The organism is Micromonospora fiedleri (assembly GCF_016774385.1).
In the GTDB taxonomy this organism is placed as follows: domain Bacteria; phylum Actinomycetota; class Actinomycetes; order Mycobacteriales; family Micromonosporaceae; genus Micromonospora; species Micromonospora gifhornensis.
Genome location: NZ_JAETXL010000001.1, coordinates 170,331 through 186,422 on the forward strand (window position 1 = coordinate 170,331; position 16,092 = coordinate 186,422).

General features: G+C 72.2%; 15 protein-coding genes. 10 read left to right on the top strand and 5 right to left on the bottom strand.

All coding sequences use genetic code 11. The features are described 5' to 3' along the window. The first annotated feature begins 8 nt into the window (after positions 1–8). The 4 genes from JMF97_RS00785 (at position 9) to JMF97_RS00800 (ending at position 4,457) form a co-directional block, all read left to right on the top strand. A complete protein-coding gene (locus JMF97_RS00785) occupies positions 9–569 on the top strand; it encodes a GNAT family N-acetyltransferase (RefSeq protein WP_203219772.1) in 561 nt (186 codons plus the stop codon). A 126-nt stretch (positions 570–695) separates the two neighbouring features. Then, positions 696–1,754 (top strand): iron ABC transporter substrate-binding protein, encoded by a 1,059-nt coding sequence (locus JMF97_RS00790; RefSeq protein ID WP_013732285.1) that lies wholly within the window; start codon positions 696–698, stop codon positions 1,752–1,754. Between the two features lie 65 nt (positions 1,755–1,819). Next, a complete protein-coding gene (locus tag JMF97_RS00795; protein ID WP_203219773.1) occupies positions 1,820–3,355 on the top strand; it encodes an ABC transporter permease in 1,536 nt (511 codons plus the stop codon). A 34-nt stretch (positions 3,356–3,389) separates the two neighbouring features. Then, positions 3,390–4,457, top strand: coding sequence for an ABC transporter ATP-binding protein (locus JMF97_RS00800; RefSeq protein ID WP_203219774.1), 1,068 nt, complete (start codon positions 3,390–3,392; stop codon positions 4,455–4,457). 47 nt (positions 4,458–4,504) lie between these two features. On the opposite strand, the gene JMF97_RS00805 is transcribed toward JMF97_RS00800, so the two are convergent. Then, a complete protein-coding gene (locus JMF97_RS00805) occupies positions 4,505–5,725 on the bottom strand; it encodes a S8 family peptidase (RefSeq protein ID WP_203219775.1) in 1,221 nt (406 codons plus the stop codon). 179 nt (positions 5,726–5,904) lie between these two features. On the opposite strand from JMF97_RS00805, the gene JMF97_RS00810 reads away from it, so the two are divergent. Beyond that, on the top strand, positions 5,905–7,389 hold the full coding sequence (locus JMF97_RS00810; RefSeq protein WP_203219776.1) for a DUF7782 domain-containing protein: 1,485 nt from the start codon (positions 5,905–5,907) through the stop codon (positions 7,387–7,389). Continuing rightward, positions 7,389–7,811, top strand: a complete 423-nt coding sequence (gene dtd, locus JMF97_RS00815) for a D-aminoacyl-tRNA deacylase (RefSeq protein WP_013732280.1) — start codon at positions 7,389–7,391, stop codon at positions 7,809–7,811. The genes JMF97_RS00810 and dtd overlap by 1 nt, the downstream gene beginning before the upstream one ends. 68 nt (positions 7,812–7,879) lie before the next feature. On the opposite strand, the gene JMF97_RS00820 is transcribed toward dtd, so the two are convergent. Continuing rightward, a complete protein-coding gene (locus JMF97_RS00820; protein WP_203219777.1) occupies positions 7,880–8,668 on the bottom strand; it encodes a sporulation protein in 789 nt (262 codons plus the stop codon). A gap of 237 nt (positions 8,669–8,905) precedes the next feature. On the opposite strand from JMF97_RS00820, the gene sigB reads away from it, so the two are divergent. The 4 genes from sigB (at position 8,906) to JMF97_RS00840 (ending at position 11,310) form a co-directional block, all read left to right on the top strand. Further along, on the top strand, positions 8,906–9,913 hold the full coding sequence (gene sigB / locus JMF97_RS00825) for an RNA polymerase sigma factor SigB (RefSeq protein WP_126712188.1): 1,008 nt from the start codon (positions 8,906–8,908) through the stop codon (positions 9,911–9,913). Positions 9,914–10,043: 130 nt separating this feature from the next. After that, on the top strand, positions 10,044–10,418 hold the full coding sequence (locus JMF97_RS00830; RefSeq protein WP_203219778.1) for an ArsR/SmtB family transcription factor: 375 nt from the start codon (positions 10,044–10,046) through the stop codon (positions 10,416–10,418). Continuing rightward, positions 10,415–10,906, top strand: a complete 492-nt coding sequence (locus tag JMF97_RS00835) for an SRPBCC family protein (protein ID WP_203219779.1) — start codon at positions 10,415–10,417, stop codon at positions 10,904–10,906. The genes JMF97_RS00830 and JMF97_RS00835 overlap by 4 nt, the downstream gene beginning before the upstream one ends. After that, positions 10,903–11,310: a VOC family protein gene (locus JMF97_RS00840; protein WP_102660983.1), complete on the top strand. Its 408-nt coding sequence runs from the start codon at positions 10,903–10,905 to the stop codon at positions 11,308–11,310. The genes JMF97_RS00835 and JMF97_RS00840 overlap by 4 nt, the downstream gene beginning before the upstream one ends. A 44-nt stretch (positions 11,311–11,354) precedes the next feature. On the opposite strand, the gene JMF97_RS00845 is transcribed toward JMF97_RS00840, so the two are convergent. The 3 genes from JMF97_RS00845 to JMF97_RS00855 are packed head-to-tail and all read right to left on the bottom strand — an operon-like array spanning position 11,355 to position 16,020. Beyond that, complete coding sequence (locus JMF97_RS00845; RefSeq protein WP_203219780.1) at positions 11,355–13,910, bottom strand: bifunctional acetate--CoA ligase family protein/GNAT family N-acetyltransferase; 2,556 nt, start codon at positions 13,908–13,910, stop codon at positions 11,355–11,357. A gap of 16 nt (positions 13,911–13,926) precedes the next feature. Next, complete coding sequence (locus JMF97_RS00850) at positions 13,927–15,108, bottom strand: acetoin utilization protein AcuC (RefSeq protein WP_203219781.1); 1,182 nt, start codon at positions 15,106–15,108, stop codon at positions 13,927–13,929. Positions 15,109–15,162: 54 nt separating this feature from the next. Continuing rightward, positions 15,163–16,020, bottom strand: coding sequence for a sulfurtransferase (locus tag JMF97_RS00855; protein WP_203219782.1), 858 nt, complete (start codon positions 16,018–16,020; stop codon positions 15,163–15,165). Between the last annotated feature and the right edge of the window lie 72 nt (positions 16,021–16,092).

The window sequence follows — 16,092 nt, forward strand, 5'->3', positions numbered from 1 at the left end:
AATCAGACATGGGCCATGCCGACCTGATCGACCACGAGGAGTTGCGGACTCCTCGGCTCTCACTGCGCCGCCCGACCCCCGCCGACATCGACACCATCCATCGCCTCCACCGCGACCCCCGGGCGTACGCTCACAATCCGGCCGACGCCCTCGACACCCGGGCCGAAGCCGAGGAGCGCTACCTGCGTTGGAACGAGCACTGGGAGCGACACGGTTTCGGCTACTGGACCGTCCACCTCCACCTGCGGGACCACCAGCCGCTCGGCTTCTGCGGCATCAAGCTGATGACGCTGCACTGTCGTACCGTGTCGAACCTCTTCTACCGTCTCGACCCGCCGGTCTGGGGCAACGGGTTCGCCACGGAGGCCGCCACCGCCGTGGTCGACTGGGCAGCCGGACACCTGACCGCGCATCCGGTCATCGCCCGAGTTCGACCCGACAACACCGCGTCGTCGACAGTGGCCGTACGCGCCGGTCTACGGCGGGCGCCGCAGCTGGACACGGAAGGGGAGGACGGCCTCGACTGGATCTTCACGGCCAACTGGCCGGAAGATCCGGACAGTCAATGACCTGCCTCACCCGAACCGGTGCAGCACCCTACCGAATTCCGAACTGAGGTTAGCCTGTGCTAACTTCGGCGCGTCGGTCGCCCGACCAGTACCGGGCTGCCGGATCAACCGGAGAAGGGGTTCACCGTGCCTGCCACCCGCCGCATCGCGCGTGCGTTGCTCGCCGCCAGTCTGCTCACCGTCGGCCTGGCTGCCTGCGGATCGGGCGAGGAGGACAAGGCAACCGGCTCCGATCAGTCCGCCGACAAGCAGATCACCGTTTACAGCGGGCGCAACGAGCAGCTGATCAAGCCGCTGCTGGACAAGTTCACCGAGCAGACCGGCATCGCCGTCAACGCCCGCTACGCGAACACCGCACAGCTCGCGGCCCAACTGGTCGAGGAGGGCGACAAGTCCCCGGCCGACGTGTTCCTCGCCCAGGACGCCGGAGCTCTCGGCACCGTTGCCAAGCAGGGCATGTTCAGCACCCTTCCGGAGGCCACCACGGCGAAGGTGCCGGCCACCTACCGCGCCGGCAACGGCCAGTGGGTCGGCGTGAGCGCCCGCGCCCGGGTGCTGGCCTACAACCCGGACCTGGTACCGGCCGACCAGCTGCCCGCCTCGGTGTTCGACCTCACCGGGCCGGCCTGGAAGGGCAAGGTCGGCGTCGCACCGACCAACGCGTCGTTCCAGGCGTTCATCACGGCCATCCGGGTGCAGCACGACGACGCCAAGGCCGAGGAGTTCCTGCGCGGGCTCAAGGCCAACGACCCGCAGATCCGCGACGGCAACGGCAAGATCCTGGAGGACGTGATCAGCGGCGCGATCCCGGCCGGCCTGATCAACCACTACTACCTGGGCGAGGTCGCCAAGGAGCAGGGCACCACGCCGGACGCACTCAAGGCCAAGCTGCACTTCTTCCCCGGCGGCGACACCGGTGGGCTGGTCAACGTGGCAGGCGTGGGCGTGCTCAAGCGCGCGGCCGACAACCCGGACGTGCAGACGTTCGTGGACTTCCTGCTCGGCACCGAGGCCCAGACCTACTTCGCCGAGCAGACCTACGAGTACCCGGTGATCGACGGCGCGCCCGCCCCGGCGTTCGTGCCGGCCCTGGCCGACCTGGCGGTGCCGCAGATCGACCTGAACGACCTGGACACGCTCGACGCCACCGTCTCCATGATCAAGAACTCGGGGTTGGTCCCCTGACCGCTCCGCCGACCGTCACAGGGCCGTCCCGCACCGGGTCGGCCCTGTTCGGCGTACCCGGGCAGGTGCGGCGGCTGGCTCCCCGGCCGGCGTTGCTCGCGGCCTCGACCGCCGCGGTGGCCGTCGCCCTGATCCCGCTGGCCTACCTCGCGGTACGCACCGCCGAGGCGGGCTGGGACCGGATCGCCGCGGAGTTGTGGACCGAGCGGGTGGGCCTGCTCGCGCTGCGCAGCATCGGCCTGGCGGCGGTGGTCACCACGGCCTGTGTGCTGCTCGGCGTGGGTACCGCCTTCCTGGTCACCCGCACCGACCTGCCCGGTCGTCGGATCTTCGCCGTGCTGGCGGCCCTGCCGCTGGCCGTACCGACCTACATCGCGGCCTTCGCCTGGGTCTCCACGGTGCCCCAGTGGGAGGGGTTCTGGCCGGCCGCGCTGGTGCTGACCCTCTGCTCCTACCCGTACGTGCTGCTGCCGGTCGCCGCCGCGCTGCGCGGGGCCGACCCGGCCCAGGAGGAGGTGTCCCGGTCGCTGGGGCGCAGCGGCTGGCAGACCTTCACCGCGGTGACCCTGCGGCAGATCCGCCCGGCCACCGCGGCCGGGGCCCTGCTGGTCGCGCTCTACGTACTCTCCGACTTCGGTGCCGTGTCCATCCTGCGCGCCGACACCTTCACCCGGGCCATCTTCGTCGCCTTCGACATGGGCTTCGACCGGACCGGAGCGCTGGTGCTCTCCTGCGTGCTGGTGGCGCTGACGGTGCTGCTGCTGACCGGCGAGACCGCCACCCGTCGTCGGGGCGCCCGGTACTCCCGGCTCGGCGGTGCCCGTCGGCCGGTGTCCCGGCTGCCGCTCGGCCCGGCCCGCTGGCCGGTCATCGCCGTTCTCGTCGGGGTCGCCGGGCTGGCGCTCGGCGTGCCGGCGGTCAGTCTCGGGCGGCGGCTGGCCGCCGGCGTGTCCCGCCCCGGCGCGCTGCCCGAGGTGCTCGCCGCAGCCGGGAACTCGCTTACCGTCTCACTGGCCGGCGCAGCGTTGACCATGCTGCTGGCGCTGCCCCTGGGGTTGCTCACGGCACGGGCGCCCGGCCCGCTGACCAGCCTGCTGGACCGGCTGGCCTATCTGGCCCACGCCCTTCCCGGCGTGGTGATCGGGCTCTCGCTGATCTTCTTCGGCATCAACGTGGCGTACCCGCTCTACCAGACCTGGTGGCTGCTCGCCCTCGCGTACGCCACCCTGTTCCTGCCGTTGGCGGTCGGCACGGTGGCCGGCGCGGCCGCCCAGTCCCCCGCCGGTCTGGAGGAGGTGGCCCGGTCACTCGGCCGTGGGCCGTGGACCGTGCTGCGGACGGTGACCCTGCCGCTGATCCTGCCCGGCATCGGCGCCGGGGCCGCGCTGGTCTTCCTCACCGGCATGAAGGAACTGCCCGCCACCCTGCTGCTGCGGCCCACCGGGATGGACACCCTGGCCACCGAGCTGTGGACCAGCACCGCCGTCGGCGCCTACGCCGCCGCGGCACCCTACGCTGCGCTGCTGGTGGCGATCTCCGCCCTGCCCACCTGGCTGCTGGTCGCCCGTAGCGGCCTGCTCGACAAGGAGGAGCGGGCATGAGCAGAACACATCATCAATTCAGTGGAGGGCCGGCATGAGCGACGTCGTGCTCAGCGGGGTGGTCAAGCGGTACGGGCAGGTCACCGCCCTGGCCGGGGTGGACGTCAGGGTGCCTTCCGGCAAACTGACCGCCGTGCTCGGGCCCTCGGGCTGCGGCAAGACCACGCTGCTGCGCTGCCTGGCCGGCTTCGAGCGGATCGACGCCGGGGAGATCCTGATCGACGGCAGCCGGGTGGCGGGCGGCGGGCGGCAGCTGCCGGCGCACCGGCGCAACATCGCGGTGGTACCCCAGGAGGGCGCGCTCTTCCCGCATCTGAGCGTGGCGGACAACGTGGGGTACGGCCTGGACCGCGCCGCCCGGCGATCCGACCGGGTCGAGGAGGTGCTGACGCTTGTCGGGCTCGCCGGATATGGCGGCCGAATGCCGCATCAGCTCTCCGGCGGGCAGCAGCAGCGGGTCGCGGTGGCCCGGGCGCTGGCGCCCCGACCGTCGGTGGTGCTGCTGGACGAGCCGTTCAGCGCCCTCGACGCCGGTCTGCGGGCGGGACTGCGGCACGACGTACGCGAGGCGTTGCGCGCCGACGGCGCGACCGGCGTATTGGTGACCCACGACCAGGGCGAGGCGCTGTCGGTGGCCGACAAGGTCGTGGTGCTCCGCGACGGACGGGTGATCCAGGCCGACGCGCCGACCGCCATCTACCGCGAGCCGGTCGACGTGTGGGTGGCCGGGTTCGTCGGCGACGCGGTGCTGCTGCCCGCGGTCGTCGAACAGGGCACCGCCCGGACCTCGCTCGGCGTGCTGCCGGTGACCGGTACGGTGACCGACGGTCCGGTCACCGTGCTGGTCCGCCCGGAGCAGGTGCGCGTCGCCGCCGGATCGGCCGGGGTCACCGCCAGCGTCCTGCGACACGACTTCCACGGGCATGACGCGTTGATCGGGCTCCGGCTGGCCGACGGCACCCGGATCACCGCGCGGATCCTCGACGGCGGCGCCGACTGGCCGGTGGGCGGCCAGGTGACGGTGCACGTCGACGGCCCGGCGCGGGCCTTCCCGGCTCAGACCACTTCGACCACCTCGGTGCTTGTCGACCTGGCGGCGTGAAGCGGCCCGGCGGATCGGTGATCCGCCGGGCCGGTTTCAGGTCAGGGTCAGTTGACCACGAACAGCAGGCGGTTCGGCGAGCCGCTGCCCGGGCTGCTGATCACGCCGGTGGTGGCGTTGTTGACCAGGTAGGTCTTGACCTGCGCCGGCGTCCACGACGGGTTGGCCGACAGGACGAGGGCGGCGGCGCCGGCCACGTGCGGCGAGGCCATCGAGGTGCCGCTCAGCGTGCTGGTGGCGGTGTTGCTGGTGTGGTACGCGGACAGCACGCTCGAACCCGGCGCGAAGATGTGCACGCAGGAGCCGTAGTTGGAGAAGGACGACCGGGCGTCGGTGCTGGTCGTCGAGCCGACCGTGATCGCGGTCGAGGTACGGGCCGGCGAGTAGTTGCAGGCGTTGGCGTTCGAGTTACCGGCCGCCACGGCGTAGCTGATGCCGGCGCGGATCGAGTTGGCCACGGCGTTGTCGATGGAGGTGCTGGCCCCACCGCCGAGGCTCATGTTGGCCACGGCCGGCTTCACCGCGTTGGCGGTCACCCAGTTCACGCCGTTGACCACGCTGGTGGTGGTGCCGCCGCCGGAGCAGTTGAGCACCTTCACCGCGATCAGGCGGACGCCCTTGGCGACACCGTAGGTCGAGCCGCCGACCGTACCGGCGACGTGGGTGCCGTGGCCGTTGCAGTCGGTGTTGTTGCTGTCCACCGTGTTGGTGCCCCAGGTGGCCCGGCCACCGAACTGACCGTGGGTGGTCCGGATGCCGGTGTCGATGATGTACGCCCGCACGTTGGTGGCCGTGTTCGGGTAGGTGAAGGTGCCGCTCAGCGGACGGTTGCGCTGGTCGATGCGGTCCAGGCCCCAGGTCGCGTTGGTCTGGGTCGCCGCAAGCGTGATCACCTGGTCCTGCTCCACGTACTCCACCGCCGGGTTGGCGGCGAGCCGGGCGGCCTGGGCGGCGGTCATCTTGGCGGAGAAGCCGGTCAGCGCGGCGCTGAACACGTCGGAGACACTGCCCCCGTACCGCTTGACCAGGGTGCTGGCCCGGTCCGGAACGGCGGCACGGGCGGCCGACGATCCGGCGGTGCCGACCGCGTCGGAACGAAGAACGACAAGGTAGCTTCCGCTGATCGCGTTCGACGCGCCGGCACCGCGGATCTCACCGGTGGGTGCGGCGACCGCTGCGGTGGTGCTGGCCGCAGAGACGGCCGCCGCGGTGGCGACGACGGCGAACGCCCGGATGAGGCGGCGCCGCGCGGGGGACCCTGAGGACATCGTCTTGCCTCCCTTACCTGGGCAGCCGACCGGGCTTCTGGCCGGACGGTGCGCCCGTGGATTGAGTTGCAGGAGATGCTAGCGTCAGATCGATGGATATAACAGAGATGTGCATCGATTGACTTCACATGTCACGGGTGCTAGCGGTCGAGCCCGGTGCGACCAGGCAGGATGACAGGGTGGACGGACACGACATGCTGCTCTCCCCCGCCGGCGTCGACGCGCTGCGGACCGCGTTGACCAACGCCGACTTCACCGCCAACGGCATCGCCGGCCGGCTCGGATCGGCAGCGACCAGCGGGGTGGCCCGCAACGACTTCCGGGCCGCGCTGCGCGCCACCACCGACCGGGATCCGCTCGCCACCCTGATCCGGGTGTTCATCTGCGAGCAGACCGAGCCGGAGACGGCCGTGGCGGCGGCGCTCGCACCCCTGACGATCACCGAGGCGTTGGAGGCCGGGCTCGTCGAGCGGCACGGCGACGGACTGCGGATGGGCCTGGACCTCGAACCGTACGCCGACGACTGGTGGGTCCTGGCGGACGTACCGGCCAGCGCCCGACCCGGCCGACCGCTGCACGCCGAGCACGTGCTGGGCATCGGTGGGGCCACCCAGACCATGATCGGCGCTGCCGTCCGCCGGCCGGTGGAGACCGCGCTCGACCTGGGCACCGGGTCCGGGGTGCAGGCGCTGCACCTGGGCACCCACGCGCGGCAGGTCACCGCCACCGACGTCTCGCGGCGGGCGCTACGCTTCGCCGCCACCACCGCCGCCCTCAACGGTCAGGACTGGGAACTGCTGCGCGGCGACATGGTCGCGCCGGTGGCGGGCCGCCGCTTCGACCTGGTGGTGAGCAACCCGCCCTTCGTGGTCGGACCGGGCACCACCACCCACGTGTACCGCGACTCCGGCCGGGTCGGCGACGCGATCGGCGCCGAACTGGCCGCCGCCGCGCCGGCCCTGCTCACCGAGGGCGGCACCATGCAGTACCTGGCCAACTGGGTGCACGTGAGCGGCGAGGACTGGGCCGAACGGGTGACCGGGTGGTTCGCCGGTACCGGGCTGGACGCCTGGGTCATCCAACGCGAGGTCGCCGACCCGATGGCGTACGTCAACCTGTGGCTCACCGACGTCGGTGACGTCGCCGACCCGCAGCGGATGGCCGACTGGCTCGACTGGTTCGACGCGCACAAGGTGGAGGCGATCGGCTTCGGCATCGTCTCGCTGCGCCGCAGTGGCCACGACGACCCGGTACTGCGGGTCGAGGATCTGCGCCAGCGGGTGCAGGCACCGATGGGTGACCGCATCGCCACCTGGTTCGACCGGCAGGACTGGCTGCGCGAGCAGGGCACCGACGGCGTGCTGGCCGCCCGCTACCGCGCCGCCGAAGGGCTGCGACTGCACCAGGAGGCCACCATGGGCGAGGACGGCTGGGGGGTGGATCGCCAGGTCCTGGAGATGCCGCACGGGCTGCGCTGGAACGAGGAGATCGACCCGCTGGTGCTGGCGCTGGTCGGCGGGGCCGACGGGCGGCTGCCGCTGCGGGACCAACTCGCGCTGCTCGCCGTCGCGCACGACCTCACCGTCGACGAGTTGGCCGAGGCCGCCGGCCCGATCGTGGCGCACCTGGTGGAGCGGGGCTTCATCGAGCCGGTGGAGGCGTAGTGCGCGCGGTGGTGCAGACCGTCGGCCGGGCCAGCGTCACGGTCGACGGCGAGGTGGTCGGTGCGATCACCGACGGGCTGCTGGTGCTGATCGGGGTGACCCACACCGACACCGTCGAGACCGCCCGGACGATGGCGCGCAAGGTGCACGAGCTGCGGATCCTCGACGACGAGCGCTCCGCCGCCGAGGTCGCCGCACCGATCCTGGTGGTCAGCCAGTTCACCCTGTACGGCGACGCCCGCAAGGGCCGCCGCCCCTCCTGGACGGCGGCGGCGCCGGCCGAGGTGGCCGAGCCGCTGGTCGACGCGGTGGTCGAGGCGCTGCGGCAACGCGGCGCACCGGTCCAGACCGGCCGCTTCCGAGCGCACATGCTGGTGGAAAGCGTCAACGTGGGTCCCCGCACCATCCTGCTCGACCTCTGACGACCGGGCCGCCCCCATCCGCACGGTGGGGGCGGCCCGGACCGGCGCGGTGGGGGCGGTCCGGAAGGTCAGCCGAACAGGCCCCGGCGTTGCAGGGACTGGCGCAGCCAACCGTCGAGTTGGGCGGCCCAGTCGGTCTGGTCGAGGGTCGCGTAGTCCATGGTGAACCGGCCGAAGACGTCCCGGCCCTCGGTGAACAGCCCGCCGCGCTTGTCCAGCTCCAACACCACCTGCAGCTGTCGGGGATCGGCGATGAAGGTGACCTCCAGTTGCTTCATCGCGCCGGCGTACTGCGGTGCCGGATAGAACTCGATCTCCTGGTAGAACGGCAGTGTCTGGTGGACGCCGTAGATGTGTCCCCGTTCCACGTCGGCGCGGGCGAACCGGAAGCCCAGCCGCAGCAGCGCCTCCAGCAGCCGTTCCTGGGCCGGCAGCGGGTGCACCGCCACCGCGTCCAGGTCACTGGAGTCGACCGCCCGAGCCACCTCCAGCTCCGTACGCAGTCCCATGGTCATCCCGGCCAGGTGTCGCCCGTACAGCTCGGTCACCGGGGTTTCCCAGGGCACGTCGAAGCGGAACGGGATGTCGTGACGCTGCCCGCCTTCGAGCCGGAATGCCCCGGTGACGTGCTGCCGTTGGAACTCCTGGTTGGTCGAGTACTCGTTGTCGCCGCTCTCCACCTCGACGCGGGTCATCAACCCCAGCGCCACGTACGAGATGTCCACCGCGTGGTCGCCGCCGGTGACCGTGATGGTGCCCTCCAGTTGGCCTCCCGGCCGACAGTTCGGGTTCGCCAGCACCGTCTCGACCGACGGGCCGCCGACTCCCATCGCCTGCATGAGCCGCTTGAAGACCACTGTTGCCTCCGTCGCTTGACTGTCGTGTCCGTCCCCGGCAGACCGCCTGTCGGCCGGCCGCAGGCACGGTAACCGGAGCCGGCAACCCGAACCGGGTGAATCGACCAACCCGACCGGACTCCGGGCTGTCAGGTTCGTGATCGCCTCACTCCCGTTTTACGCCCCGACCGCCAAGCTGTGTGTCACCGGCAGAACTGGCCGCGCAGCACCGCACGGACGCGAAACGGGGAGACGGAGATGGGCCTGCAGATGATGGAGCACCGGACGAGCGTCGGCATCGAAGCCGAGCCCGGCATCGACACCCTCACCGACCTGGACGCCACCGACGAGCGCGGCGTCTCCACGGACCTGGTCCGCGCCTACCTCAACGGCATCGGCCGCACGAAGCTGCTGACCGCCGCCCAGGAGGTCGAGCTCGCCAAGCGGATCGAGGCCGGGCTGTTCGCCGAGGAGAAGCTGACCACCTGCACGCCGGTCTCCGCCGAGCTGCTCGCCGACCTGACGGTGATCGCCCAGGAGGGCCAGGCGGCGAAGAACCACCTGCTGGAGGCGAACCTCCGGCTCGTGGTGAGCATCGCCAAGCGCTACACGGGTCGTGGCATGGCTTTCCTCGACCTCATCCAGGAAGGCAACCTCGGCCTCATCCGCGCCGTCGAGAAGTTCGACTACACCAAGGGCTACAAGTTCTCCACCTACGCCACCTGGTGGATCCGCCAGGCCATCACCCGCGCCATGGCCGACCAGGCCCGCACCATCCGCATCCCGGTGCACATGGTCGAGCAGGTCAACCGGATGGTCCGGGCCCGCCGCGAGCTGTCGGTGTCGCTGGGTCGCGAACCCTCCGTCGCCGAGATCGCCCGCGCGCTCGACGTGCCCGAGTTCCAGGTGATCGAGCTGATCTCGTACGACCGGGAGCCGGTGAGTCTGGACCAGACGGTCGGCGAGGACGGCGAGAGCGCCCTCGGTGACTTCGTCGCCGCCGTCGACCCGTCCAGCATGGTGGACGACGCCGACCGGGGCGAGTTGCGCAACGAGGTGAGCATCGTCCTGGCCACCCTGTCGCAGCGGGAGCAGGCGGTGATCCGCCTGCGGTTCGGTCTCGACGACGGTCGGCAGCGCACCCTGGACGAGGTCGGTCGCGAGTTCGGCCTGTCCCGCGAGCGGATCCGGCAGATCGAGAAGGTGACGCTGCTCAAGCTGCGGGCGCCGGAGCGGGCGCAGCGGCTGGAGGCGTACGCCTGCTGACTTCGGTGAAGTGAGCTGCGATGTCGGCCCCGGCGGTTCGCCGGGGCCGACATTCGTCGTGTCCGGCTTGACGCGGACCGACAGATCCGGATACAAACCTCTTGGTTATAAAACCGAGAGGTTATACAGCGTGCACACCGACCTGGACGCCACCTTCGCGGCCCTGGCAGACCCGACCCGACGCGCCATCCTCGCGCGCCTGGCAACCGGCGAAGCGACAGTCACCGAACTCGCCGCGCCCTTCGCGATGAGTCAACCGGCGATCTCCAAACACCTCCGGGTGCTGGAACGGGCCGGCCTGATCAGCCGGAGTCGATCGGCCCAGCGACGCCCGTGCCGACTGAACGCGGGCCCGCTCCAGGAGGCCACCGCCTGGCTCGCGGCGTACCGCGACCACTGGGCGGAGTCCTACCAACGCCTCGACAATCTGCTCGACGAGCTACGCGCGGCCGAGGAGACCGCCGCCGGCGAGCCGGCCGAGGCGGAAGGCGGCGACCGGGCATGATCGACGATCACCTCGTGGTCGACACCCCCGGCGATCGGGAGATCGTGCTCAGCCGGATGTTCGACGCCCCCGCGCGGCTGGTGTTCGCCGCCTTCACCCGTCCCGAGTTGCTGGTCCGCTGGTACGGCGCACGCGGCTGGCGGCTGGTGGAGTGCCAGGTGGACCTGCGGGTCGGCGGGCCCTGGCGATTCGTCTCCCAGGGGCCCGCCGGGCAACTGATGGGCCAGAGTGGGCGCTACCGGCAGATCGAGCCGCCCCACCGGCTGGTCTACACCGAACTGTTCGACGATCAGTCGTACCCCGGCGAGACCGTGGTCGACCAGGAATTCACCGAGCTGGCCGGGCGCACCACGGTGACCACCACGCTGCGCTTCGCCACCCCCGGCGGGCGGGACACCGCCCTGCGCTACCCGATGGCTCGCGGCGTCACCGAGAGCTACATCCGACTCGCCGGACTGCTGGCGACGACACCAGGAGCGAAGCTGTGAACTGGACACTGGAAGTGGTGGTCGTACCGGTCTCGGACCTCGACCGGGCCAAGGCGTTCTACGCCGACCAACTCGGTTTCACCGTCGACCACGACACCGTGGTCAACGACGACATCCGACTCGTGCAGTTGACCCCGCCCGGCTCGGGCTGCTCGATCGTGATCGGCAAGGGCGCGGTGCCGCAGATGCCGCCGGGGTCGTTGAAAGGGCTCCAGCTCGTCGTACCGGACCTGCACAAGGCGCGGACCCAACTGCTCGAACGCGGTGTCGAGGTCAGCGAGATCCAGGTGATGGGCGAGAACCCTCGGCCGGTACCGGACCCGCTGGACAATGTCGGCTTCATCCACTTCGCGGACCCGGACGGCAACGCCTGGGCGGTGCAACAGATCTCCAGCCGGGCCTGATCGATCCGACACCTGCGGCGGCTCGGTACCGCCGCGTCAACGCTTTACAGACGACGGGGGCCGGTGTCGGGGCGGGCGACAGCGGAGCCCACCCCGACACTGGCGTGCAGCACCGACAAGCCGTCCGGGCGGGCCAACACCGGGTTCAGGGTCAGGGAACGCACCCGAGGCTGTTCGTCGGCCAACCTCCCGACCCGCACCAGCAGGTCGGCCAGGGCCGCCCGGTCCACCGGTTCGGCCCCCCGGTGCCCGTGCAGCAGCGGGGCCGCGCGCGGCGCGTCCACCAACTCGGCGGCATCGCGGTCGGTCAGCGGCACGGCCCGCCAGGCGCGGTCGCCGAGCAGCTCGGTGGCGACGCCACCGAGCCCGAAGCCGACGACCGGACCGAACGCCGGATCCTCCACCAGCTCGACCACGCAGGCCACCCCGGGCGGGACCATCGGCTGCACCAGGACGTCCGCGCCGAACGCCGCCGCCAGTTCCGCGTACGTGCGGCGTACGGCGGCGTCGTCGGCCAGGTCGAGCCGGACCGCACCGAGGTCGAGCCGGTGCCGCAGCCCGCTGGCGGCGACCTTCAACGCCACCGGGAAGCCGAGCCGGGTCGCCGCCTCGACGGCTTCGTCCGCCGAGCCGACCGACACCGACTGGACCACCTCGATGCCGTAGGCGGCGAGCAGCGCATCGCTGTCGACCCCGTCGCCGCGCAACGCCGCCTGCGCCGCGATCGGATCGACATCGGACAAGTCGGGCAGCGCCCCGGGCGGTCGGCGCAGCCAGTCGGCGTACGCGGTGACCCGGGCGAGCGCGCGGACCGCCTCCTCCACGCTCGGGTACGAGGGCACTCCGGCCGGTGCCCGACCGACCAGGAAGGTCGCCACCGCAGGCTTGTCGGCGGTCAACGCCGCGGGCAGGGTGGCCGCGAAATCCGCCTCGGTGCCGATGATCTGACCGGGCAGCGGGGGCGCGAAGAGTGCCACCAGGGCGTCGACGCTCTCGTCCGCGGCGGCGACGGTCAGCGCCTCGGCGAACTCGATCGCGCCGGCCTGCGGGCCGACGTCCCGGGGATATCCCGCCGCGACGGTCAACCCGGCGGCCGCGCAGGCGGTCGCCGCCAGCCCGGTCAACGCCGAGGAGTTGCCGACGATGCCGACCCGGTCACCGGCCGGCAGCGGCTGGTTGGCCAGCAACACCCCGACGTCGAGCAGCTCGGCGACGGTGTCGACCCGGATCACCCCGGACTGTGCGAACAGCGCGCTCACCGCCGCCTCGTCCGGCCCGACGGAGTCACCCACCCCGGGTGGGCGCGTCGGGGAGGCCAACGCCACCACCGGCTTGTCCCGGCCGATCCGCCGGGCCAGCCGGGCGAACTTGCGCGGGTTACCGAAGGTCTCCAGATACAACATGATCACGTCGGTGGCCGGGTCGTCCTGCCAGTACTGCAGCAGGTCGTTGCCGGAGACGTCGGCCCGGTTACCGGCCGAGACGAAGCTGGACAGGCCCAGGCCACGCCGATCCGCCTCGGCCAGCAGGGCCACCCCGAACGCGCCCGACTGGCTGAAGATGCCGACCCGGCCGGGCACCGGCAGGCGCGGGGCGAGGGTGGCGTTGAGGCGTACGGTCGGGTCGGTGTTGGCCACCCCCAGGCAGTTCGGGCCGATCACCCGCATGCCCGCGGCGTGGGCCGCGCGGACCAGGGCGCGCTGCGCGGCGGCGCCCTCGACACCGGACTCGGCGAAGCCGGCGGAGATGACCACCAGGCCGTGCACGCCGGCCTTGGCCGCGTCCGCGACCACCTCGGGCGCGGACTCCGGTGGCACCGCCACCACCGCCAGGTCGACCGGCAGCCCCGCGTCGGCCGCCGACGGGTACGCGGGCAGCCCGGCGACCCGGACGGCGGTCGGATGCACCGGCACCACGGAACCGGTGTAACCGCCGTCGCGCAGGTGCCCGAGCACCGCCGCTCCGACACCCTGACCGGTGGCGCTGGCCCCGTAGACGACGACGCCGCGTGGGGCGAGCAGCCGGGCGATGGATCGGGCCTCGGTCCGCTGCTCCCTGCCGCGCTGCACCTCCAGGGTCGCCTCGGTGGGAGCGATCGGAAAGGTCAGGTGCACCACGCCGTCGGCGAACTGCCGTTGCAGCTGGTAGCCGAAGTCGGCGAAGACCCGCAACATGGCCCCGTTGGCCGGCAGCACCTCGGCGACGAAGTTGACGATGCCGGCCCGCCGGGCGGCGTCGGCCAGATGCTCCAGCAACACCGAGCCGATGCCCCGCCCCTGGTAGGCGTCCTCCACCACGAAGGCGACCTCGGCATCGGGCGCGGCCGGGCCGAGCCGCTCGTACCGGCCGACGGCGACGATCCGCTCGCCGGCCAGCACCACGAACGCCTCCCGGTCGACGTGGTCGACGTTGACGAACCGTTGCAGATCCCGTTCGGGGATGCGCGGGTACGGCGAGAAGTAGCGCAGGTAGCGGGTGCGCTCGGAGAAGCGGGAGTGCATGGCGACGATCGCTGGCGCGTCCGACGGCCGGATCGGTCGCAACTGGACCGTGCGGCCATCGCTGAGCAGCACGTCGATGGCGTTGTCGGCGGTGGTCACCTCGGGCCCGGCCAGCTCAGTCGCGCGGATCGTGCGGGTCGAGACCGATCAGCGGGAAGACCGCCTTGCGGGTCGCCGCGATCGCCCGGTCCACCGGGTTCGGCTCGCCGGTGGGCTGCCACGGCTCGTACCCCGGATCGACGCCGTCGGTCATCCGCAACGGCACGTCGGAGCCGGGTCGACGAGCGGCGGCCAACGCCCGCCACGCCGGCGGGGTCAGCGTGGCCGGATCCAGCGGCGCGCCGGTGGCCGTCGCCAGCAGGTGCGTCCAGGCCCGGGGCACCACCTCGACCAGGGCGTACCCGCCACCACCGGTGGCTACCCAGCGCCCCTCGCACAACTCGTCGGCGAGGGCCCGCAACGCCAGGTAGGTGGCCCGTTGACCGTCGACGGACAGATGCAGGTCGGCGAGGGGATCACTGCGGTGCGCGTCCGCGCCGCACTGGGTGAACAGCACCTGCGGACGGAACGCGCGCAGCACCGACGGGACGATCGCGTGGAAGGCGCGTTGCCAGCCGGCGTCGGAGACCGCGGGCGGCAGCGCGATGTTGACCGCGCTGCCCTCGGCGCCCGGGCCGCCGGTCTCGTCGGGGAAGCCGGTGCCGGGAAAGAGCGCGAGGGGGGTCTCGTGCAGGCTGACGGTCAGCACCCGTGGGTCGTCCCAGAAGATCTGCTGCACTCCGTCGCCGTGGTGCACGTCGACGTCGACGTACGCGATCCGCTCCGCGCCGAGGTCGAGCAGCCGGGCGATGGCCACCGCCGGGTCGTTGTAGATGCAGAACCCGGCCGCCCGGTCGGACATGGCGTGGTGCAGGCCGCCGGCCACGTTCACCGCGCGTCGGGCCTGCCCCCACCACACCGCCTCGGCGGCGGCCACCGTCGCACCCGCGATCAACGCGCTGGACTCGTGCATCCGGTCGAAGACGGGATTGTCCGAGGTGCCCAGGCCGAAGCCGGAGAAGAAGGGTTCGCGGGGGGCCATCCGGACCGCGTCCAGGTAACGCTGGTCGTGCACCCGGGTGAGCAGCGCATCGTCGGCGGGCCACGGCCGGATCAGGCGTACCCCGGGTCGTTGCAGCACGCCCAGTTCCCGGGCCAGTGCGATGGTCAACTCCACCCGTACCGGGTCGAGCGGGTGGTCACCGAGGTCGTAGGCGAGCAGCGACTCGTCCCACACCACCACCGTGTCTTCGGACATCTGTCCATGGTCGCACGCGACCGACCGGGCGGCAGGTGCCGGCCACCGGGCCCCTCAGGCGCCCGGCGGCGGGGCGAGGGCGACCGGCCGGTCCGGGTCGGCGACCCAGTTGCTCCAGGAACCGACATAGAGCGCGGCGTCCGTCCGGCCGGCCAGGTGCAGCGCCAGCACAGCCTGCGCGGCGGTCACCCCGGAGCCGCAGTACGCACCGACCGGCGCCTCGGCGCTCACCCCGGCGGCGGCGAACCGGTCGCGCAGGGCCGCCCCGGACGGGAACCGGCCGTCGGCGACGTACTCGGGTGCCGGCAGGTTGACCGCGCCGGGAACGTGCCCGGCGACCGGGTCGACGGGCTCGTGCTCGCCCCGGTAACGAGGTGCCGCGCGAACATCGAGCAGGACACCGTTGTCGGCGGCGGCCAGCCGGGCGGCGGCCGCCGCGTCGAGCACCGGCAGCCCGCCCGGCGTGACGGTCACATCGCCGGTGACCGGGTGCGGCTCGTCGGTGCTCACCGGCAGGTCGGCGGCCAGCCAGGCCGGGAAACCACCGTGCAGTACGCGTACCGGGCGGTGTCCGGCCCAGCGCAGCGTCCACCAGGCGCGGGCGGCGGCCATGCCGTCGCCGCCGTCGTACACCACCACGGGGTGACCGGCGCGCACCCCGGCGGCCCGCAACGCGGCCTGCAGTGCGGCGGGGTCGGGCAGCGGGTGGCGACCGGCCGGGCCGGGCGGACCGCACAGCGCGGTGTCCAGATCGACGAAGACCGCGGTCGGCAGGTGTCCCGCCGCGTAATCGACCCGGCCGGGCGGGCCGGCCAGCCGCCAGCGGACGTCGAGCAGGGTGGGCGGGTCGGCCGTGTCGATCTCGGCGGCGAGTTGCGCCGCCTCCACCAGAAGACCGTCGGTAGCGGACATGTCGTTCAGTCAACACCCTCGGTGAACCTCGCCGCGGTTCGGCGGCGGTCATGACAGGTGCGGCAGGGTACC

What these genes read in the sequence shown, in the direction of transcription:
- JMF97_RS00785 (WP_203219772.1), top strand. Translation starts at nt 9, where the DNA reads ATGGGCCATGCCGACCTGATCGACCACGAGGAGTTGCGGACTCCTCGG.
- JMF97_RS00800 (WP_203219774.1), top strand. Translation starts at nt 3,390, where the DNA reads ATGAGCGACGTCGTGCTCAGCGGGGTGGTCAAGCGGTACGGGCAGGTC.
- JMF97_RS00805 (WP_203219775.1), bottom strand. Translation starts at nt 5,725, where the DNA reads ATGTCCTCAGGGTCCCCCGCGCGGCGCCGCCTCATCCGGGCGTTCGCC.
- sigB (WP_126712188.1), top strand. Translation starts at nt 8,906, where the DNA reads ATGGGCCTGCAGATGATGGAGCACCGGACGAGCGTCGGCATCGAAGCC.
- JMF97_RS00835 (WP_203219779.1), top strand. Translation starts at nt 10,415, where the DNA reads ATGATCGACGATCACCTCGTGGTCGACACCCCCGGCGATCGGGAGATC.
- JMF97_RS00850 (WP_203219781.1), bottom strand. Translation starts at nt 15,108, where the DNA reads ATGTCCGAAGACACGGTGGTGGTGTGGGACGAGTCGCTGCTCGCCTAC.
- JMF97_RS00855 (WP_203219782.1), bottom strand. Translation starts at nt 16,020, where the DNA reads ATGTCCGCTACCGACGGTCTTCTGGTGGAGGCGGCGCAACTCGCCGCC.